This is a genomic window from Bacillus sp. EU63 (assembly GCF_038592915.1).
GTDB classification, from domain to species: Bacteria; Bacillota; Bacilli; order Bacillales; family Bacillaceae; genus Bacillus; species Bacillus velezensis.
In genome coordinates, this window is the sequence record NZ_CP151944.1 from 277,306 (window position 1) to 298,629 (window position 21,324).

At 48.1% G+C, this 21,324-nt stretch carries 17 protein-coding genes and 2 pseudogenes; 16 read left to right on the top strand and 3 right to left on the bottom strand.

Translation table 11 applies throughout. The features are described from left to right. Window positions 1–52 precede the first annotated feature (52 nt). Complete coding sequence (locus NYE38_RS01510; RefSeq protein WP_063636915.1) at window positions 53–748, top strand: metal ABC transporter ATP-binding protein; 696 nt, start codon at window positions 53–55, stop codon at window positions 746–748. Beyond that, window positions 706–1,545: a metal ABC transporter permease gene (locus tag NYE38_RS01515; RefSeq protein WP_007409044.1), complete on the top strand. Its 840-nt coding sequence runs from the start codon at window positions 706–708 to the stop codon at window positions 1,543–1,545. Before NYE38_RS01510 ends, NYE38_RS01515 begins: the two co-directional genes overlap by 43 nt. 44 nt (window positions 1,546–1,589) lie before the next feature. Here the strand turns inward: NYE38_RS01515 and NYE38_RS01520 are convergent, their stop codons facing one another. Beyond that, the gene (locus NYE38_RS01520) at window positions 1,590–2,585 is read right to left on the bottom strand and encodes an LLM class flavin-dependent oxidoreductase (RefSeq protein ID WP_017419355.1); all 996 of its coding nucleotides are present in this window, start codon (window positions 2,583–2,585) and stop codon (window positions 1,590–1,592) included. 275 nt (window positions 2,586–2,860) lie between these two features. On the opposite strand from NYE38_RS01520, the gene NYE38_RS01525 reads away from it, so the two are divergent. The 10 genes from NYE38_RS01525 (at window position 2,861) to NYE38_RS01570 (ending at window position 12,963) form a co-directional block, all read left to right on the top strand. Then, window positions 2,861–3,457, top strand: coding sequence for a TerD family protein (locus NYE38_RS01525; protein WP_015239102.1), 597 nt, complete (start codon window positions 2,861–2,863; stop codon window positions 3,455–3,457). Window positions 3,458–3,480: 23 nt separating this feature from the next. Next, window positions 3,481–4,062, top strand: coding sequence for a TerD family protein (locus tag NYE38_RS01530; protein ID WP_003156648.1), 582 nt, complete (start codon window positions 3,481–3,483; stop codon window positions 4,060–4,062). A gap of 32 nt (window positions 4,063–4,094) precedes the next feature. Then, window positions 4,095–4,673 carry a TerD family protein gene (locus NYE38_RS01535; protein WP_003156645.1) on the top strand — a complete coding sequence of 193 codons (579 nt, stop codon included), beginning with the start codon at window positions 4,095–4,097 and terminating at the stop codon, window positions 4,671–4,673. Window positions 4,674–4,711: 38 nt separating this feature from the next. Continuing rightward, a complete protein-coding gene (locus tag NYE38_RS01540; protein ID WP_003156644.1) occupies window positions 4,712–5,485 on the top strand; it encodes a TerC family protein in 774 nt (257 codons plus the stop codon). 73 nt (window positions 5,486–5,558) lie between these two features. Beyond that, a complete protein-coding gene (locus NYE38_RS01545) occupies window positions 5,559–7,181 on the top strand; it encodes a YceG family protein (RefSeq protein ID WP_063636914.1) in 1,623 nt (540 codons plus the stop codon). Between the two features lie 6 nt (window positions 7,182–7,187). Further along, the gene (locus tag NYE38_RS01550; protein ID WP_007609246.1) at window positions 7,188–8,276 is read left to right on the top strand and encodes a toxic anion resistance protein; all 1,089 of its coding nucleotides are present in this window, start codon (window positions 7,188–7,190) and stop codon (window positions 8,274–8,276) included. Between the two features lie 115 nt (window positions 8,277–8,391). Beyond that, window positions 8,392–9,594: an MFS transporter gene (locus tag NYE38_RS01555; protein ID WP_340801419.1), complete on the top strand. Its 1,203-nt coding sequence runs from the start codon at window positions 8,392–8,394 to the stop codon at window positions 9,592–9,594. 382 nt (window positions 9,595–9,976) lie between these two features. Then, window positions 9,977–11,233: a glycine/proline betaine ABC transporter ATP-binding protein OpuAA gene (opuAA, locus tag NYE38_RS01560; RefSeq protein ID WP_003156640.1), complete on the top strand. Its 1,257-nt coding sequence runs from the start codon at window positions 9,977–9,979 to the stop codon at window positions 11,231–11,233. After that, complete coding sequence (opuAB, locus tag NYE38_RS01565; protein WP_003156639.1) at window positions 11,234–12,082, top strand: glycine/proline betaine ABC transporter permease subunit OpuAB; 849 nt, start codon at window positions 11,234–11,236, stop codon at window positions 12,080–12,082. Beyond that, window positions 12,082–12,963: a glycine betaine ABC transporter substrate-binding protein gene (locus NYE38_RS01570; RefSeq protein ID WP_007409051.1), complete on the top strand. Its 882-nt coding sequence runs from the start codon at window positions 12,082–12,084 to the stop codon at window positions 12,961–12,963. The genes opuAB and NYE38_RS01570 overlap by 1 nt, the downstream gene beginning before the upstream one ends. Before the next feature lie 34 nt (window positions 12,964–12,997). On the opposite strand, the gene NYE38_RS01575 is transcribed toward NYE38_RS01570, so the two are convergent. Next, window positions 12,998–14,119 (bottom strand): M20 peptidase aminoacylase family protein, encoded by a 1,122-nt coding sequence (locus NYE38_RS01575; protein ID WP_129093585.1) that lies wholly within the window; start codon window positions 14,117–14,119, stop codon window positions 12,998–13,000. Between the two features lie 134 nt (window positions 14,120–14,253). Here NYE38_RS01575 and NYE38_RS01580 point away from each other — a divergent pair, with 134 nt between their 5' ends. From NYE38_RS01580 to NYE38_RS01595, 4 genes and pseudogenes are all read left to right on the top strand, one after another. Further along, the gene (locus NYE38_RS01580) at window positions 14,254–15,687 is read left to right on the top strand and encodes a YfcC family protein (RefSeq protein WP_017419359.1); all 1,434 of its coding nucleotides are present in this window, start codon (window positions 14,254–14,256) and stop codon (window positions 15,685–15,687) included. 91 nt (window positions 15,688–15,778) lie between these two features. Next, a pseudogene (locus tag NYE38_RS01585) lies at window positions 15,779–16,268 on the top strand (DUF6773 family protein). A gap of 232 nt (window positions 16,269–16,500) precedes the next feature. Then, window positions 16,501–18,480: pseudogene (locus tag NYE38_RS01590) on the top strand (starch-binding protein). Between the two features lie 270 nt (window positions 18,481–18,750). Continuing rightward, complete coding sequence (locus NYE38_RS01595) at window positions 18,751–19,704, top strand: L-lactate dehydrogenase (RefSeq protein WP_017419362.1); 954 nt, start codon at window positions 18,751–18,753, stop codon at window positions 19,702–19,704. A 41-nt stretch (window positions 19,705–19,745) separates the two neighbouring features. Here NYE38_RS01595 and NYE38_RS01600 read toward each other — a convergent pair whose 3' ends face one another. Beyond that, complete coding sequence (locus tag NYE38_RS01600) at window positions 19,746–21,278, bottom strand: MDR family MFS transporter (protein WP_071181514.1); 1,533 nt, start codon at window positions 21,276–21,278, stop codon at window positions 19,746–19,748. Window positions 21,279–21,324: the final 46 nt, after the last annotated feature.

Sequence of the window (21,324 nt, forward strand, 5' to 3'; positions counted from 1 at the left end):
TAGTGTGCGCCGCGGGGTGCACACTATTTCTATGCGGGAAAGGAAGGTCAGCATGAATCTCGTTACATTACAAGATATCGTTTTTGGTTATTCGCATACACCGGTGCTTGACGGCGTGTCGCTGGAAATCAAAAGCGGCGAATTCGTCGGCATTACAGGGCCGAACGGCGCGTCAAAATCGACGCTGATGAAAGTCATGCTCGGCATGCTCAGACCTTGGGAAGGAACGGCCGAGATCAGTAAAAAAAACGCAGCCGGAAAACGCCTGACAATCGGCTATGTTCCGCAGCAGATTTCTTCATTTAACGCAGGATTCCCAAGTACTGTTCTGGAGCTTGTGCAATCAGGCCGTTATACGAAAGGAAAATGGTTTAAACGATTGAACGAAACGGATCACCACGAGGTGGAAAACGCGCTGAAGATGGTGGAAATGTGGGATTTCCGCCACCGGAAAATCGGCGATTTATCCGGCGGACAGAAGCAGAAAATCTGCATTGCGAGAATGCTTGCGAGCAATCCGGATCTGCTGATGCTTGATGAGCCGACAACAGCGGTTGATTATGAAAGCAGACAGGGTTTCTACGAATTTATGCACCATCAGGTGAAAAATCACAACCGCACCGTCGTCATGGTGACACACGAACAAAACGAAGTACAGCAGTATCTGGATAAAGTTATACGGCTTGAGAAGGGGGAAAAAGGCGGATGGAAATGTTTGACTTGGAATTCATGCGACGAGCTTTTCTAGCGGGAAGCATGATCGGAATTATGGCGCCGATATTAGGCGTATATCTCGTGCTGAGAAGACAGGCGCTGATGGCGGATACGCTGTCTCATATTTCATTGTCGGGCGTGGCCATCGGTTTTTTTCTCAGTACCAATATTACGGCGGCGAGCATTGTTGTCGTCACGATCGGAGCGATCGGCATTGAATACATGCGGCGGGCGTACCGTACATATTCAGAGGTATCTATCGCAATCTTAATGGCGGCCGGGCTGTCGTTTGCGATGTTTCTGATCAGCCTGTCAAAAGGCGGCGCATCGATGAGCATCGATCAATATTTATTTGGATCGCTTGTCACGGTCAGCCAGCAGCAGGTCTATATTATCGGAGGCATTACCCTGCTGATTCTGCTTTATTTCATTATATTAAACAGACCGCTCTATCTGCTTACCTTTGACGAGGCGACGGCGAAGACATCAGGCATTAACACAAACCTCCTGTCAATGTCATTCAGCATCGTGACGGGGCTGGCGATTTCGGTCATTATTCCGATTATCGGCGTGCTGCTCGTTTCCGCGCTCCTCGTACTGCCCGCGGCTTTTGCAATCCGTATTGCCAAAGGGTTTAAATGGGTGTTTGCGGCGGCTATTATTATTTCTCTTTTCAGTGTGTTCATGGGGCTGACGTCTTCGTACCAGCTCGGAACGCCTCCTGGGCCGTCAATCACTTTACTGTTAATCATTCTGCTTCTGCTCGGGTTTACGTTGCAGGGGATTTGGAATGCGTTTAAAAAAGGAAAAGAACGAAAAAATCGCCGTTAAGCGGTGCAGCAGTCTCATCTGCTGCTCCGTTTGACGGCTTTTTTTTACAGAAATATATCAGCAAGACGCTCATATGACTCTTTTTTTGCTTCGAAATCAAAGACGTTGCACAGCACCATTATCTCTTTTGTCTGATACCGCTCGGAAAGTTCAAGCAGACGGCGTTTCACTGCGGCAGGAGAGCCGATCACCATCCGCTTCCTGTTTTCTTCTATCTGTTTACGATCCTCCGGCGAATACGGATAAGCCTTCGCTTCTTCCACACTCGGCACGCGGCTGTCGGCGCCTTTTCCGACACGAAGAAGCCATAAATCCTGGCTTAACGCGAGTTCTTCCGCTTTCTCATCCGTAGCCGCGCATATGACGAAAATGGCACAGAGCGAGGCGGGAGCGGAAAAATGGGCGGAGGCCCGGAAATGGTCCCGATAGATCTGAAAAGCTTTTTCCCCGCGTTCCGGATTAATGAAATGGCCGAAGACATAGCCCGCACCTTGAAGAGCGGCGCGTCTGGCGCTGTTTTCCCCGAGTCCGAGCACCCAAAGCTGCGGGGCTGTTTCAATCAAAGGCGCTGTTTTTATTCCTGCATAAGCATGGTTCGAGGGAATCGAATCTGTCAGAAAGGATGATAAATCCTCAAGCTGCCTGTTGAATTCGGTCATGCTTTTCTTTACCCCGTCTGTGAGGGCGAGCCGGATTTTCGTTGTGCCGCCCGGTGAGCGTCCGACCCCGAGGTCAATCCGGTTCGGATGCAGCGCCTCAAGCTGACGGAAAGTTTCCGCGACTTTATAGGGGCTGTACTGCGGCAGCAGCACGCCGCCTGATCCGACACGGATGGATGTTGTGGCTGCGGCGGTATGAGCGATCATAATTTCCGGCGAAACGCTTGCGAGCCCTCTTGTGCCGTGATGCTCGGCAAACCAGTACCGCTTATAGCCCCATCCTTCGCTGAGGCGGGCGAGCTCTGCTGAACGGCGGAGCGTCTCGTGCGGCCCGTTTCCTTTGGATACGGGCGCCTGATCAAGTATGCTTAAATCAATCACTCGTCTGCCCCTTTCCTGACATGTATTGATACAAGGATAGGAAAAATGTTCAGTCCCCGTCAATTTCTTTGTTTTCTCTATTCTCTCCGGAACGAAGGAGAATATAGGAAGTAATTTTTCGCCGTTTTTCGCCAAAAATTCTTATGTTTTATGAAACTTTGATATAATAAAAGACGTATATCTTAATAAACACCGGGATTCTTGTCCCGGAATTTAGTGAAAATGCGCACTTGCGGCGTGCTTAGCGGCACCCTTACAGAATAGGAGTGAATCATATGGCGATCTCTTTACAAAAAGGACAGCGGATTGATTTAACAAAAGGAAAAGCCGGCCTGTCAAAACTGCTGGTCGGACTCGGCTGGGACCCTGTATCATCCGGCGGCTTTTTCGGAAAGCTGTTCGGCGGAGGCGGTGCCAATATCGACTGTGACGCTTCCGTATTGATGCTTGAAAATGATAAAATGACAGACAGCAAAAACGTCATCTATTTCGGCAATCTGAAAAGCCGGTGCGGCGGTGTCGTACATACGGGTGACAACCTGACGGGTGAAGGCGACGGCGATGATGAACAAATTCTCATCGATTTAGCGAAAGTGCCCGCTCAGATTAATAAACTTGTGTTTGTCGTCAATATTTACGACTGCGTCAGACGAAAACAGGACTTCGGCATGATTCAAAACGCGTTCATCCGCGTTGTTGATCAGGCTAATCGCGAAGAACTGGTGACTTACAATTTAAGAGATAACTATTCAGGCAGAACGAGCCTGATCGCGGCGGAAATCTACCGCCAGGACGGCGAGTGGAAATTCGCCGCAGTAGGAGAAGGCACAAACGATACAAAAATCGGCGATATCGTTAACCGATACGCCTAAACGATAAAAAGGAGAGTGCACTCATGGCAATTTCATTGGCAAAAGGACAAAAAGTAGATTTGACTAAAACAAATCCGGGTCTTTCTAAAGTCGTTGTCGGCCTTGGCTGGGATACAAACAAATACGACGGCGGACATGATTTTGATTTAGATTCCAGCGTCTTTCTATTAAATGAAGCAGGAAGATGCGCGTCGCCCGATGATTTCATTTTCTATAATCAGCTTGAAGGCGGAAACGGCTCTGTCGCACATTCAGGCGACAACCTGACAGGCCAGGGCGAAGGCGATGACGAAAGCGTAAGGGTCAACCTGAGCGCGGTGCCTGCCGCTATTGACAAAATTTCATTCGTCATCACGATTCATGAAGCGGAAGCGCGCGGCCAAAACTTCGGACAAGTTTCCAACGCGTTCGTGCGCATTGTCAATGAAGAAACAAATGAAGAGCTGATCCGTTATGATCTGGCTGAAGATTTCTCAATTGAAACAGCCATTATCGCAGGGGAGCTTTACAGACATAACGGCGAATGGAAATTTTCCGCGATCGGCTCAGGCTACCAAGGCGGACTGGCCCGTATTGCGACAGATTACGGCCTGCAAATCGGCTGAACCATATCAAACACAGAAGGGAGAGACAGCACATGGCTATTCAATTGGCGAAAGGACAGCGTGTTGATCTGACAAAAACGAACCCCGGTCTTACAAAAGCGGTGATCGGCTTAGGCTGGGATACGAACAAGTACTCCGGAGGGCATGACTTTGACCTTGACGCGTCGGCTTTTCTTGTCGATGCCCATGACAACTGTGTAAATGATCTTGATTTTGTTTTCTACAATAACCTGGAACACCCGAGCGGGGGCGTCATCCATACGGGAGACAACCGGACGGGCGAGGGCGAGGGAGACGATGAACAAATTATCGTCGACTTCTCAAAAATACCCGCAAATATTGAAAAGATCGGCATCACCGTCACGATTCATGATGCGGAAGCGCGCGGCCAAAATTTCGGACAAGTGTCTAACGCGTTCGTGCGCGTCGTCGATGAAAACAGCCAGAATGAACTGCTTCGTTTCGATTTAGGGGAAGACTTCTCGATTGAAACGGCGGTTGTCGTTTGTGAGCTTTACCGCCATGGGGCTGAGTGGAAGTTTAACGCCATCGGCAGCGGGTTTTCCGGCGGTCTGGCATCACTTTGCCGGAATTACGGCTTGCAGGTGTAAGCAGGAAATTACCGTTTTACTAAATAGGAGGAAAAAACTTGGATTTTCTACATCATATTATGTCGACCTACGCTTCCTTTTTTGATTGGAAAATGTGGGGTGAGGTGCTGACTGACCCTGTATCATGGGGGCTGATCGGTTCCTTGGTTCTGCTGGAAGGGCTGCTGTCGGCCGACAATGCGTTAGTGCTTGCGGTGATGGTAAGGCATCTGCCTGAAAAACAGCGGAAGAAAGCATTAACATACGGATTGTTCGGGGCATATATTTTCCGTTTTATCTTTATCGGGATCGGAATGCTGCTCATTAAGTTCTGGTGGATCAAAGTGCTTGGCGCGCTGTACCTGGCTTGGCTCGTCATTAAGCATTTCTGGATCGGAGAAGGTGATGACGATACGGAAGGCATGAAGAAAAATTCATGGATGGTCCGTACGTTCGGAATTTTCTGGGCCACTGTCGTTTCAGTTGAGTTAATGGATCTGGCCTTCTCTGTTGACAGCATTCTGGCCGCGTTTGCGGTATCGGAAAAAGTGTGGGTGCTCTTGATCGGCGGTATGCTTGGCATTCTCATGATGCGTACAGTCGCAAAAGTATTCCTTGTTTTAATTGATAAAATCCCTGAGCTTGAAAATACGGCTTTTGTGCTGATCGGGATTATCGCCGTGAAAATGGCGGCGAGCGCCTTTGATTATGAAATGCCGCACGTGGTGTTCTTCGGAATCATCATCGCTGCGTTTGTGGTAACGTTTATTATCCACTATTTCAACAAACAAAAGCAGGTTCAAGAGCAAACGGCTGCATCTAAAGAAGAATAAAACAAAAAAGGAGGGAGAGTTTCATTTCCTTCCTTTTTTGTACCGATAATCATGAAGAGAAAGGAGGAAAATGATGAAGCAGGAAGAATTGGTGATCCGAAAGGCCGAGCCGGAAAACGGTGACTGGGAAACGTTTCTGATGCGGCCGCTGCCGGAACGTCCCGGTTATGAGCGGGAAAACGGGCTGGCGTTTACCCGGCTTGCCGTCCGGATTTTGGGCACTCCTTATGATGAGACGGAGTATTACAATAAGCTTTTCGAGCTGTCTTCTCATGAAAACATCCATGTGTTAAGCGAGACGCTGGATAAGACCATCGCGCCTGAAACGTTTCAGGCGCTCCAGCACATCCATTCGGTCAATCAAAAAGAGAAAGGGCTTTCGGTTTCCAGGTTTGTCGCGTTTCTCGATGGAGGCAGGCTGCTTGCCAAACACGCTGATCCGCTTATGCACCGCCGGCTGAGAACCGCGTTTATGACGCTTTTGGAAACCTTTGCGGACCGGCATGAAAACGGGCTGAATCATCCCGATTTCCGGCGTGTGCTCTTGGATGTGTCAAAGTTTTCGCTGAACCACCTGAATCCATGGCTCGAACAAGCCGATATAGAGCGTGAGATGCCGAAGGTGGTGTGGTATGGAGACGCTACCAAAAGCCAGCTCTATTTTCTCTATTATATAATGCTGATCGGCTGTGACGTCCTATTGTTTCATCCGGCTGCGGAAGATCCGTTCAGCTTGATTGATCCGGATGAGGAACTCAGCTTTGTGATAAAGCTCCCCGCAACAGGCGGCCTTGAGCCATTCCCGAAAGAAAAGCCGGACAGAACGTCCACGACGGCCTACCGGTCAACGAAAGAAATTGAGCATGTGCTGAACCATGAGGAATCTATGATGTATAAGCCTTGGCAGTTCAGGGATCATACCCCGCAGTCCGTGACATTAAAAACGACGTATGATGAGTTATTTCTCATTGCGAAGGAGCGGGCGTTTATCCGGCCGCAATTTAAAGCGGACAGGGAGCGGGTGGCCGTTCCGAACCTTTTTGCGAAAGTGATGGGGGTTTCCAAAGATACGAAAGAATATTGGAACAGACTCCATACCGCCGCGGACTATCAGGAGACACACATGATCAGCAGTTTTCCGTTTACGGAAGAGCTGAAAGCCAACTACCAGTATCACTACAGTCAGGTTTTGAACGAAGAAGGAGCGATTGACGCGGACAGGCTGAAAAGAAGCAACATCTGGCAGTACAAGCATCTGCCTTCAGGTGTGCAGAGCGCCATCGCCAATGTGATTTCTGACATGTGCAGAAACCCCGGGCTGAAGGCTTTGCCCGGCGAGCAGGCAAGGGATGCCGCAATCTATTTGTTCCGCCAGGCGACGAACCTGCCCGCTTCGCTGCTGCAATTGATTCAGACGTTTGATTACGCCCAAACCGTTCCGAAACTCGTTTTATATCATACGGAACAAAATGGCGAACTCACACGTTCTGACGCCGCCGCTCTGTTGTTTTTAAATAAATTCGGCGTCGATATCATCCTGTATAATCCGCCGGGCCATCAGGACATTGAGCATTATATTGAAGAAAGCCAATTTGATGTCCATTGGCTGGAGGACATGGTGTTTCGGCAGGAATATAAGGAGCCGTCACTCGTAAGAAAGCTGTTTAGAACCATTACGCAAAAGCAGGGAGAGTAAATAAACATGACAGAAAATCAAAATCCGCTTGTTCTTGATAAAAATGAAGAGATTTCTGAACAAAAAGCAGATGACATCAGGGTGCAGCTGCGCCAAGACCCTGAGGTGCAGCGTATTTCGCAGCAGATTGACGTGAAAAACCAAATGGAGCTGCTTGAGTACGGAAAAGAACCGGCAGTTGAAATCTCGAAGTTCTCAGACCGCATCTTAAATATGATGAAAACAACAAGTGTCACGGATTCAGGCACAATGCTGACGCAGCTCGGAAAAATCATGGACCGTTTCGACAAAAATGATTTCGATGAACCAAAAGGATTTCTCGCTAAAATGTTCAAACGCGGCAACAGCATGATTGAAAAGATTTTTCAAAAGTACCGCACGTTGGGCGGAGAAATTGAAAAAATCCACGTCGAAATTTCAAAATACAAAGATGAAATGGCAAAGACGAACCATACGCTGGAAGAGATGTATGAAAACAACATTAACTACTACATGGAGCTTGAAAAATATGTCGTTGCCGGGCAGATGAAGCTTGAGGAAATGCAGGCGCTCATTCCTTCTTATGAAGAAAAAGCGGCAGGCGGAAACCAGCTTGCGCAAATGCAGCTCGATACGCTTCGTGACGGGCTTCAGGCGCTTGAGGAACGTGTCTATGATTTAGATATGGCGCGGATGGTGGCGCTGCAAACGGCGCCGCAGATCCGCCTCCTTCAGCGCGGAAATACGAAGCTCATCGGGAAAATCAATTCCGCTTTCGTCATTACGATTCCGATTTTCAAAAACGGCATCATTCAGGCTGTCACAGTCAAACGGCAAAAGCTTGTGGCTGATTCAATGAGCGAGCTTGACCGCCGCACGAATGAAATGCTGAAGCGCAACGCTGAAAATATTTCAAACCAAAGCGTGGAGATTGCCCGTATGGCAGGCCGTCCGAGCATTGACATTGAGACGATTGAAACGTCTTGGAATACGATTGTCAGCGGTATGCAGGAAACGAAACAGATCGAAGAAGAGAACAGACGTATCAGAGAAGACGGCGCGAAACGGATTCAACAGCTTCAGGATAATATTAAAAACGCAGTCTTAAAGAATTAACGAACACCCCGCTTGCTTACGGCAAGCGGGATTTTTTTGCGAAAAAAGATAATGACAATGTGTAAAGACAGGTGTAAACTTATACGGTAATCATTTTCGATTTGAGGTGCTGCTTATGAACAAACAACCTGCCGTCACTCCGCGAAAACTTCTGGCGATTGCCGGAATGGGCTGGCTGTTTGATGCGATGGATGTCGGAATTTTATCGTTTATTATCGCCGCGCTTCACACTGATTGGAATTTAACACCCGATCAAATGAAATGGATCGGAAGCGTCAATTCCATCGGTATGGCAGCGGGCGCCTTTGTATTCGGAATGCTGGCCGACAGGATCGGCCGGAAAAAAGTGTTTATGATCACGCTGTTATTCTTTTCTGTCGGAAGCGGCATATCCGCTTTCGCAACGGGATTGACGGTTTTTCTCATATTGCGTTTTCTGATCGGAATGGGGCTTGGCGGGGAACTGCCTGTCGCCTCGACGCTCGTGTCAGAAGCGTCCGCTCCCGAAAAGCGGGGACGGACTATCGTGCTGCTTGAGAGCTTTTGGGCCGCGGGCTGGCTTCTTGCGGCGGTGATTTCCTACTTTGTCATACCGTCATTCGGCTGGCAGGCCGCGCTGCTCTTAACGGCGCTGGCCGCATTTTATGCGCTGTACTTGCGGAAAAGCCTTCCGGAATCACCGGCGCATCAGGCATTGCCGCAGAAAAAAAGCATACGCGGGCAGGCGGGAAGTGTCTGGATGAAACCGTATATCCGGCCGACGGTGCTGCTGTCTGTCGTTTGGTTCTGCGTCGTCTTTTCATATTACGGCATGTTTTTATGGCTGCCGAGCGTGATGCTGATGAAAGGCTACAGCATGATTGAGAGCTTCGAATACGTCCTTCTGATGACACTTGCCCAGCTTCCCGGATATTTCTCTGCGGCGTGGCTGATCGAAAAAGCGGGGCGGAAGACCATCTTAGTCATCTATTTGCTCGGAACGGCGGGCAGCGCTTATTTCTTCGGTGCCGCGGATTCACTGGCCATGCTGCTCACAGCCGGCATGCTGCTGTCCTTCTTCAATCTCGGCGCATGGGGCGTGCTTTACGCCTATACACCGGAGCAGTATCCTGCGGCGATCCGTGCGACCGGTTCCGGCACAACGGCGGCCGTCGGCAGAATCGGCGGCATTTTCGGTCCGCTTCTCGTCGGATCGCTTGCAGCCCGGAACATTTCGTTTACAGTGATTTTCGCCGTCTTTTGTGCGGCCATCCTGATTGCCGTCATCACCATTATTATTCTCGGAAAAGAAACGAAACAGACAGAGCTTGCGCAATGAGCACCCTTTTGGGGTGCTTTTTTTAGTGAGCGGTCTGTTGACAGACCTATATTTTTCCTTAATATTCCTTATTTTTAGGAGGGGAAAACTTCTTTTTTCAGGACAATGTCGCGAAAAAATTCTTGTTTTTGTAAAAAAAGGATAGGAAATCAGTTTGCAGCACATTCGATGGAAACGTTCTCAAGCCTGATAAAAGCCCGGTTTCCTTTATAATTTATCCTCAATAAGGAGGATTAGAGAGTATTTAGAAGCATACCAGAGGAAAATAAGACACAGGGATGTTTTTAAAGTAATGATACAAAATAAAAAGGGATTATGATGTTTGTTTGACTTATTACAAACGTGTTACGGTATTAAAGATTGCTTATTATGGAGGGAAAATATGAATTTGGATGAGAAACCAATTAAGATAAAAGTCGAAAATGTATCTAAGGTTTTCGGAAAACAGACAAAAAAAGCCATTCAGATGCTGTCCAGCGGAAAAAACAAAAAAGAGATCCTGAAAGCGACCGGATCAACCGTTGGTGTCAATCAAGCAAACTTTGATGTATATGATGGGGAGATATTTGTCATCATGGGTCTATCGGGGAGCGGTAAATCAACTTTAGTTCGGCTGTTAAACCGGCTTATTGAACCGACTGCCGGGAATATTTATATTGATGGTGACATGATAACAAATATGTCAAAAGACCAGCTCCGGGAAGTGCGCCGGAAAAAAATCAGCATGGTCTTTCAAAAATTTGCGCTGTTTCCGCACAGAACGATTCTTGAAAATACGGAATACGGCCTGGAGCTACAAGGCGTCGACAAAAAAGAGCGTGAGCAAAAAGCGCTTGATTCGCTTAAACTTGTCGGTCTTGAAGGCTTTGAACACCAATTCCCAGATCAGCTCAGCGGAGGAATGCAGCAGCGTGTCGGACTTGCCCGCGCATTGACGAATGATCCTGACATTCTTCTGATGGATGAAGCTTTCAGTGCGCTTGATCCGCTGATCCGCAAAGACATGCAGGATGAGCTTTTAGACCTTCATGACTCTGTCGGCAAGACGATCATCTTCATCACGCATGATCTTGATGAAGCATTGCGCATCGGCGACAGAATCGTGCTGATGAAAGACGGTAACATCGTTCAGATCGGGACGCCTGAAGAAATTCTGATGAGCCCGTCCAATGAATACGTTGAGAAATTCGTTGAGGACGTTGATTTATCCAAAGTTCTGACAGCGGGCCACATCATGAAGCGCGCTGAAACCGTGCGGATTGACAAAGGGCCTCGTGTAGCGCTGCAGCTCATGAAGAATCTCGGTATTTCTTCTATTTACGCCGTTGATAAACAGAAACAGCTTCTCGGCGTCATTCACGCGGCGGATGCGAAAAAAGCGGTGGAATCCGACTTATCGCTTCAGGATATTTTAAATACTGAATTTACGACTGTGCACGAAAGCACATACTTGACGGAAATTTTCGATGTCGTGTCTGATGCGAATATTCCGATCGCCGTCACGGACGATAAGGACCGCATGAAAGGCATTGTCGTAAAAGGCGCATTAATCGGCGCGCTTTCAGGAAATAACGATTATATAAATGTTGAAGATTCTGCTGAACAAGCTCAGGATTCTTCTGTTCAGGGGGTGAAGTAAATGGACAGATTGCCTAGAATTCCGTTAGCAGATATCGTTGACCGGTTTGTTGACTGGCTTACCATGACGTTCGGAGGTTTCTTTGACGGAATCTCAAACGGTTTGGCCGCTTTCGTAAACGCGATTGTGAGCGGTTTGGGTTTCATCCCGTCTATTTTATTGACTGTTATTTTTGCAGCTCTCGCTTGGTGGATCAGTACGAGAGGAATTGCACTCTTTACGTTAATCGGATTCCTTGTTATTGATTATTTGGGCTATTGGTCGCCGATGCTGCAAACGTTGGCGCTTGTCGTCACATCTGTTTTGATTTCCATTATTATCGGGGTTCCGATCGGCATATGGGCGTCTCAGAAAGAAACGGTCCGCCGCATTGTTACACCGATTCTGGATTTAATGCAGACCATGCCGGCTTTCGTATATCTGCTGCCTGCGATTTTCTTCTTTAATATCGGGGTTGTGCCAGGCGTCGTGGCATCTGTTATTTTCGCGATGCCTCCGACGATTCGCATGACGGTTCTCGGTATTAAACAAGTTCCGGCTGATTTGATCGAAGCGACGGAAGCATTCGGTTCAACGACGTCTCAGCGTCTGTTCAAGGTTCAGCTTCCGCTTGCCACAAAAACAATTCTTGCCGGTATTAACCAAAGCATCATGCTTGCTTTATCAATGGTCGTTATCGCGGCCATGGTTGGTGCGCCGGGTCTCGGTTCTGAAGTATACAGCGCCGTGACACAGTTGAAAACCGGTGTCGGAGTGGAAGCGGGTATCGCGATCGTTATCGTAGCGATTACACTCGACCGTATCACGCAAAACATTAAAGTGAAGAAGAAGAGCAGGGGGAATGCCTGATGCTTAAGAAAATCATCGGTGTCGGCGTTACCGCTGCGCTGGCTCTTTCTTTGGCTGCCTGCGGTTCGCAGACTGATGGTAAGGCAACGGCTGCGGACCAGGTGAACAAAACCATTATCGGTATTGATCCGGGATCGGGGATCATGGCCCTGACGGATGAGGCCGTGAAGGATTACGGATTGAAAGACTGGAATGTCGTCACGGCGTCAAGTGCTGCCATGACGGCGACATTGAAGAAATCATATGACCGGAAAAAGCCGATCATCGTAACGGGCTGGACGCCGCACTGGATGTTCTCCAGATACAAGCTGAAGTTCCTTGATGATCCGAAAAAAACGTACGGAACTGCCGAGCAGATTCATACAATTACAAGAACCGGCTTCAGTAAGGAACAGCCTAACGCGGCCAAAGTTCTCAGCCAGTTCAAATGGACGCAGGACGATATGGGAGAAGTCATGATTGCCGTTGAGGAAGGCGAAAAGCCGGCCAAAGCCGCAGCTGAATATGTGAAAAAACACAAAGACCAAGTGGCTCAATGGACAAAAGGCGCCCATAAAGTTAAAGGGGATAAAATCAACCTGGCTTATGTGGCGTGGGACAGTGAAATCGCAAGTACGAATGTAATCGGAAAAGTATTTCAAGACCTCGGCTATGACGTGAAGCTGACGCAAGTGGAGGCGGGACCGATGTGGACTGCGATTGCGACAGGCAGCGCGGATGCGTCATTGTCTGCTTGGCTTCCGAATACCCATAAGGCATATGCGTCTAAATATAAAGGCAAATATGAAGATGTAGGAACGAGTCTGACAGGCGTCAAGATGGGTCTGGTCGTTCCTCAGTATATGAAAAACGTCAATTCAATTGAAGATTTGAAGAAATAACGAAGAAAAGCAGCCCTGTAACGGGCTGCTTTTTTTATGCTTCAAACGATTTGAGGACGGCAGCCGTTAATATCTCAACGCCAGTAAAGATGGCGCTTCGGTCAAATGTCATTTGGGGATGGTGAAGTCCCGGCTCCAGACCGCATCCCAGGCCGAGCATCGTCGTTTTCAAGTTCGGCACCTTTAACCCGTAAAAGTGAAAATCCTCTCCTCCGGTTGTCACAAGAGGTTCATCCACATGTTCTTCTCCGAGAATGCCGCTGATCGCAGATGCCATGATGGCTTCCGCCTCCTTGTTTCGCTCGGCTGCCGGGAGGCTGTGTTCTTTTTGCAGTTCGATCTTTGCGCCGAATGCGGCAGCAGCCGCCTCACAGGCTCTTTCGGTTTCGGCGGTTAATTTCTCCATGGCGGCATTGGTCTGTGCGCGGAGATCAAGGCTGAACGATGCTTTTCCCGGAATGATATTGGAACTCTCTCCGCCTGCCTGAAGCTTTGTCATCTTCACGGAATGCGGGATGCCGGGATCAAGATGAATGAAGCTGAGTTTTTGGACGAGAAGAGCGGCGATTTCGATACTGTTAAGGCCGAGATGCGGTCTCGCGCCGTGGGCTTCTTCTCCGATAATCAGGCCGTCAATATGCTGGCTTGAGCCATGCAGAATGGACGGTGCGCATCGGCCGTTTGCCGTTTCCTGTACGGGGCGCACGTGCACGCCGTATAAGAAATCAACATCATCCAGTACGCCTTTTTCAATCATTTTCAGCGCTCCGCCGCCTTTTTCTTCAGCCGGCTGAAAAATAAAGCGGATGGTGCCCTTCGGAAGTTTCGACTGACTCTTTAAAAGCATCATCGTGCCGAGCGCCATCGTCATATGTGAATCATGTCCGCATGAATGGTTCGCCTGAAAGACACCGTCCACTTCCTGCCACAGCGCGTCAATATCCGCCCGGACAGCCACAACAGGCGAGCCTTCTCCGATTTCGCCGACAACACCGGTACAATCATCAAACGTGCGGGTTCGGCAGCCGGCCTCTTTCAGTTTTTCAGTCAGATATTCAGTTGTTTGATATTCTTTCCAGCTTACTTCGGGATTGGCGTGCAGGTGGTCAAAAATATCCATAATGATTTGCTTTTCATGCGCTGTGAGTCTGTTCATGCCGTAAGTCCTCCTTCAAAAGCTGTCTGTTTTTTATTTTTTGATATTGAAAACAGGCAATCGGTCTGTATATAATATAGCACATATCTGTATTTTCTGAATAGTTTATAAATTTAAAGCGGGATGGTGATGTTATGGCTGTGCCGAAGGCCGAACCTGTATTGAAAAAGAAGAAATTGTTTGTGATGCCTGATGCTTATGTGCTGCTGTTCATTGTCGCTTTACTATGCGCGATAGCATCGTACATCGTTCCCGCGGGGGAATTTGACAGGGTGACAAAGGGCAGTGTGACGTCCGCCGTCCCGGGAAGTTATCATTCTTTAGACCAGTCTCCTGTCAGCCCGATCGCTTTTTTTACCGCGATTCAGGAAGGGATGACAAGTTCCGCGCCGATTATTTTTTTAATCCTGTTTACGGGCGGAACCATTGCGATTTTGGAGAAAACGGGCGCCATCAATGGATTGATCAGTAATGTCATCAGTACGTTCCGCACCAAACAGCTGCTGTTTATTGCGATTGTCGGATCTCTATTTTCGATCCTCGGCACAACCGGCATCGTCGTTAATTCCGTGATCGGTTTTATTCCGATCGGCCTGATCGTCGCCCGTTCGCTGAAATGGGACGCCGTGGCCGGAGCGGCCGTCATTTATATCGGCTGTTATGCCGGGTTTAACGCGACGATTTTATCGCCTTCACCGCTCGGGTTATCACAAAGCATCGCGGAGCTGCCGCTGTTTTCCGGTATCGGCCTGCGGATTGCCGTCTACATTTGTTTTCTGTTATCATCTATTTTATATATTTATCGGTATACGAGAAAACTCAGAAAAGCAAAGGATGCCAGTCTGCTGGGGAACGATTGGTTTCCGGCGGCAGGTTCACTCCCGCAGGTTTCTGAACCGGAGGACAAGCATGTCCCGTTTACCGTCCGCCATAAATTGATTCTGGCTGTCACGGCATTGTCGCTTGCCGGCTTTTTATACGGTGCGCTTACTCTTGGCTGGTCTGATTCAGAGATGGCCGCCGTGTTCATTTTTATCTCAATCGTGTCCGGCCTGATTGCGGGAATGGCGGCAAATGATATCGCAAAAACATTTATTACAGGCTGTCAGGGGCTCGTTTACGGCGCGCTGATCGTCGGAATGGCGAGAAGCATTTCCGTTATCCTGGAACATGGAAAGCTGCTTGATACGGTAGTCAATGGACTTGCGTCACTGCTGCACGGCTTCAGCCCGATGGCAGGCGCCATCGGAATGTATATTTCCAGCGCCCTGCTTCATTTTCTGATTTCATCGGGCTCAGGGGAGGCGGTCGTATTTATTCCGATCTTGGCGCCGCTTGCCGATCTGATGGGCATCACGAGACAGGTCGCGGTTGAAGCGGTCATGCTCGGAGAAGGCGTCGTAAACTGTGTCAATCCGACTTCCGGCGTGCTGATGGCCGTACTGGCTGCCAGCGGCATTCCGTACGTAAAGTGGCTTCGCTTCATGATTCCGCTGGCGCTGATTTGGTTTGTCATCGGCCTCGTGTTTATTTGCATAGGCGTCCTGATCAATTGGGGTCCTTATTAATATTTTTGTCAATGATATTTCGGTTTATCATTATGAATCGGCAAGATATAATGGGAGTTGTAAGCCATTCTTAATAGTACGGGAGGAAGTCATGAATCAGCGTCGGAACGGACTTTCAAACGTGAATGGAAAGAGTGAGAGTGTGAAAGAGAAAGAACGAATGATTTGGTCAGAAGTCGGAATGCTTGTGGGCACACTGTCTTTGCTTGACATCATCGTACGCGGACTTGTTCTGAACTGTCCGTTTAGGGAATGGGCCGGAAGCTTGGCGGTTTTCTTCATTATAATTGTTTATTATTGCATCAGGGCGGGAGCGTCGGGGAATGCTCATGCCGAGAATAGACACCAAAGAAGAACTGCAAAAGCGGGTGAAGCAGCAGCGGATAGATTCAATTGCGGTCACTTTTGCGGCAGCGGCGCTTACGATGTACGACAGGGGGTTTCCCCATACATTCTTTGCTTGGCTGAAAATGATCTTTCTTTTTATCGTCTGCGGAGGCATTCTGTTTCTGCTTCGGTATGTCATTGTGAAGCTGTCTTACAGAAGAGCGATAAAAGAAATAAAAAAGAAATCATCTTGATGGTGGTTTCTTTTTTTGTTTATAAGAGAAAAGTCTTTTAATTTGATAGGAATATAGATTTGAATTCACTCTGCCGCGTTGCTTTGATAGAGAGTGTGTGGTAAGTTCAAATGTAAGCGTTAACAGAATTATCCAGTCTTCACAACAATTGAAAGGAGGAAGCTGAAGAAAGAGTAAGAGGAATTTTTGACTCCGCAGTCAGTCTTCAAAAATCAAATAAGGAGTGTCAAAAATGTTTAAAAAACGATTCAAAACCTCTTTATTGCCGTTATTCGCCGGATTTTTACTGCTGTTTCATTTGGTTTTGTCAGGCCCAGCGGGTGCAAACGCTGAAACTGCAAACAAATCGAATGAGGTGACCGATTCATCGGTCAAAAACGGGACCATCCTTCATGCATGGAATTGGTCATTCAATACGTTAACACAAAATATGAAAGAGATTCGTGATGCGGGTTATGCAGCCATTCAGACGTCTCCGATTAACCAAGTAAAGGAAGGGAACCAAGGAGATAAAAGCATGTCGAACTGGTACTGGCTCTATCAGCCGACATCGTACCAAATCGGCAACCGTTACTTAGGCACTGAACAAGAATTTAAGGACATGTGTGCAGCCGCGGAAAAGTATGGCGTAAAAGTCATTGTCGATGCGGTTGTCAATCATACCACCAGCGATTATGGCGCGATTTCTGATGAGATTAAGCGTATTCCAAACTGGACCCATGGAAACACACAAATTAAAAATTGGTCGGACCGATGGGACATCACTCAAAATGCATTGCTTGGGCTGTATGATTGGAATACTCAGAATACTGAGGTGCAAGCCTACCTGAAAGGTTTCTTGGAAAGAGCATTGAATGACGGAGCAGACGGGTTCCGCTATGATGCCGCCAAGCATATAGAGCTTCCGGATGATGGGAATTACGGCAGCCAATTTTGGCCGAATATCACAAATACATCGGCGGAGTTCCAATACGGAGAAATCCTGCAAGACAGCGCGTCCAGAGATACTGCTTATGCGAATTATATGAATGTGACGGCTTCTAACTATGGGCATTCCATCAGATCCGCTTTAAAGAATCGTAATCTGAGTGTGTCGAATATCTCCCATTATGCATCTGATGTGTCTGCGGACAAGTTAGTCACATGGGTGGAATCACATGATACGTATGCCAATGATGATGAAGAGTCCACATGGATGAGTGATGACGATATTCGTTTAGGCTGGGCAGTGATTGGTTCCCGCTCAGGAAGCACGCCTCTTTTCTTTTCCAGACCTGAGGGCGGAGGAAATGGTGTAAGATTTCCCGGAAAAAGTCAAATAGGAGATCGCGGGAGCGCCTTATTTAAAGACCAGGCGATCACTGCGGTCAATCAATTTCACAATGAAATGGCCGGGCAGCCTGAGGAACTCTCAAATCCGAATGGCAACAATCAAATATTTATGAATCAGCGCGGCTCAAAAGGCGTTGTGCTGGCAAATGCAGGATCGTCTTCTGTCACCATCAATACTTCAACGAAATTACCTGACGGCAGGTATGATAATAGGGCCGGCGCCGGTTCATTTCAAGTAGCGAACGGCAAACTGACAGGTACGATCAATGCCAGATCCGCGGCTGTTCTTTATCCTGATGATATTGGAAATGCGCCTCATGTCTTTCTTGAGAATTACCAAACAGAGGCAGTCCATTCTTTCAATGATCAGCTGACGGTCACCCTGCGTGCAAATGCGAAAACAACAAAAGCCGTTTACCAAATCAATAATGGGCAGGAGACAGCATTTAAGGATGGAGACCGATTAACGATCGGGAAAGAAGATCCAATCGGCACGACATACAACGTCAAGTTAACCGGAACGAACGGCGAGGGTGCATCGAGAACCCAAGAATACACGTTTGTCAAAAAAGACCCGTCCCAAACCAACATCATTGGCTATCAAAATCCGGATCATTGGGGCAATGTAAATGCTTATATCTATAAACATGATGGAGGCGGGGCCATAGAATTAACCGGATCGTGGCCGGGGAAAGCCATGACTAAGAATGCAGATGGAATTTACACGCTGACGCTGCCTGCGAATGCGGATACGGCCAACGCTAAAGTGATTTTTAACAATGGCAGCGCCTAAGTGCCCGGACAGAACCATCCCGGCTTTGATTATGTGCAGAATGGTTTGTATAACAACTCCGGTTTAAACGGTTATCTTCCGCATTAATGGATAGGGCTATCATTACATCAGCGTGCCGGCAAACCCTTGCTTCTGGGAAAAGGACAGCGCATCTTCAATCACGCTGAAAAGATGACAACATCCTAAAACGGTTCCGTTTTAGGATGTTGTCAACAATCTGGAAACCATCACCGATATTTTTTTGTCCAAAAATCAAACTTTTCTCTTGCGAAAGTTTGTGAAGTGTTGCACAATATATATGTGAAATACTTCACAAGTTAAAAACAGACACCACGAAACACTGGAGGATGAGCATACATGATGAACGAACGAGTGAACAAAGTAGCATTAATCGGAGCAGGTTTTGTTGGAAGCAGTTATGCATTTGCGTTAATTAACCAAGGGATCACAGATGAGCTTGTGATCATTGATGTAAATAGAGAAAAAGCCATGGGCGATGTCATGGATTTAAATCACGGAAAGGCATTTGCGCCTCATCCGGTCAAAACGTCTTACGGCACATATGAGGATTGCAAGGATGCCGATATCGTGTGCATCTGTGCCGGAGCCAATCAAAAACCGGGCGAAACGAGACTTGAGCTGGTCGAAAAAAATCTCGCCATTTTTAAAAGCATTGTCGGTGAAGTAATGGCAAGCGGATTTGACGGCATCTTCCTCGTTGCCACAAACCCGGTCGACATTCTCACTTATGCGACATGGACATTCAGCGGCCTGCCGAAAGAACGCGTCATCGGCAGCGGCACGACACTGGATTCTGCGCGATTCCGTTATATGCTGAGTGAATACTTCGGCGCCGCTCCGCAAAACGTACACGCCCACATTATCGGCGAGCACGGCGATACCGAGCTTCCTGTATGGAGTCACGCCAATATCGGCGGAGTGCCGGTACAGCAATTGCTGGAGAAAAATGCAGCTTACAAACAGGACGAGCTGGATCAGATCGTTGACGATGTGAAAAACGCGGCCTACCATATTATCGAGAAAAAAGGCGCGACATATTACGGAGTGGCGATGAGCCTCGCCCGCATCACAAAAGCGATTTTGCGTAATGAAAACAGCATTTTAACCGTCAGCACATATCTGGACGGCCAATACGGTGTAAACGACGTCTTTATCGGCGTTCCGGCCGTCGTCAATCGGAACGGCATCGCAGGTGTGACGGAACTTGAGCTGAATGAAACAGAACAGGCTCAATTCAGCCGCAGCGCACACGTGCTGAAAGATATTCTCGCTCCGCATTTCGCAGAGTAAACAAAAAAGCAGTACATGACAAACGCCATGTACTGCTTTTTTTAATTCGCTTTTTTCGCCATTTCCTGAGAGGTTTTTACTCTCGCTTTTCCCATAAACAAAATGGTAACGGCCGCAATGACGATCGGCGCCAGCGCAAGCGTAAATACATATGTGATGCTTTGCGACATGGCGTCAATAATGCGATCCAGAATGTGCGGCGGAATATGGGCGCGCGTGCCGGCCTGGAAAATGTCCTGCGGATTTCCGATGTTCTGCATCGCGCCGCCCGCTCCTTTCATGCCGCTGAATGAATCTGTGAGCTTGTTGGTAAACACATTCGTCTGGATGGTTCCGAAAATCGTCACACCGAGCGTCATACCGAATGATCTCAAAAACGAGTTTGTTGAGTTGGCGCTTCCGCGGTAACGCGGCTCCAGATCGTTCATGGACGCAGCCGGCAGCAGTGAGAAGTTGAAGCCGACGCCGAATCCTGAGATCAGCATGAATACCGTCAGCATCGTACGCGCCGTATCCGGTGTCATATTGGAAAGCAGCAGCATTCCGATAAAGAAAGCGACCACGGAAATCAGCATTAAATTGCGGAACCGCACTTTCGTCTGGAAAATTCCGCCGATCATACTTCCGATAACAGAACCGATCATCATCGGCGTCAAAATAAAGCCCGCGCTTGTCGCGGTGCTTCCGTACACAGCCTGAACGAAGATCGGGATAAACACCGCTAAAATGATGAACGTGGCTCCGTAAAGGAACGCCAGAATCTGTGCCGTAGCAAATAAACGGTTTTTAAACATCCAAAATGAGATAATCGGTTCTTCCGCTTTTCTTTCCACGATAAAAAAGGCGATAAAGAACACGGCGAACACAGCGAACAGACCGATGATCTGCACGGAGTTCCAATCATACGTTTTTCCGCCGAGCTCAAGAGCGAACATCAGACCGACAATGGAAACCACCAGTGTGATTGCGCCGGCCCAGTCGATTTTCTGCTTCTTGTGTTCAAGGGATTCTTTATAGTAACGAAGAATGAAAAACAATGATAAAATACCGATCGGCACGTTGATGTAAAACACCCAGTGCCAGCTGATGGAGTCGGTAATGAGCGCGCCTAAAAGCGGCCCGAGAACGCTGGAAAGGCCGAAAACGGCACCGAACATGCCCGACATTTTCCCGCGTTTTTCCGGCGGAAATAAATCAAAAATGATCGTGAAGGCGATCGGCATCAGCGCGCCTCCGCCGATTCCCTGAATGACGCGGTAAATAATGAGCTGATCCATTGTTTGGGCGATCCCGCATAATGCAGATCCGATTAAGAAAAGAATAAGACCGAATAAAAAGAAACGCTTACGTCCGTACATATCGGACAGTTTTCCGTAAATCGGCATACCGGCCATAACGGCTACCATGTATGATGCCGTCACCCACGCGAACTTATCGAAACTTCCGAGGTCCGCCACGATATTTCCCATCGCAGTGGCAACGATTGTATTATCCATAGCCGACATTAAAATGCCCAGCAAAAGACCGATGACGACAAACTTTGTCGTGGCGTCCTTCGCGGCTGTTTGTTCCATGCTTTTTTCCTCCCATACTTACTTTTGATCATTAAATTTGCTATGA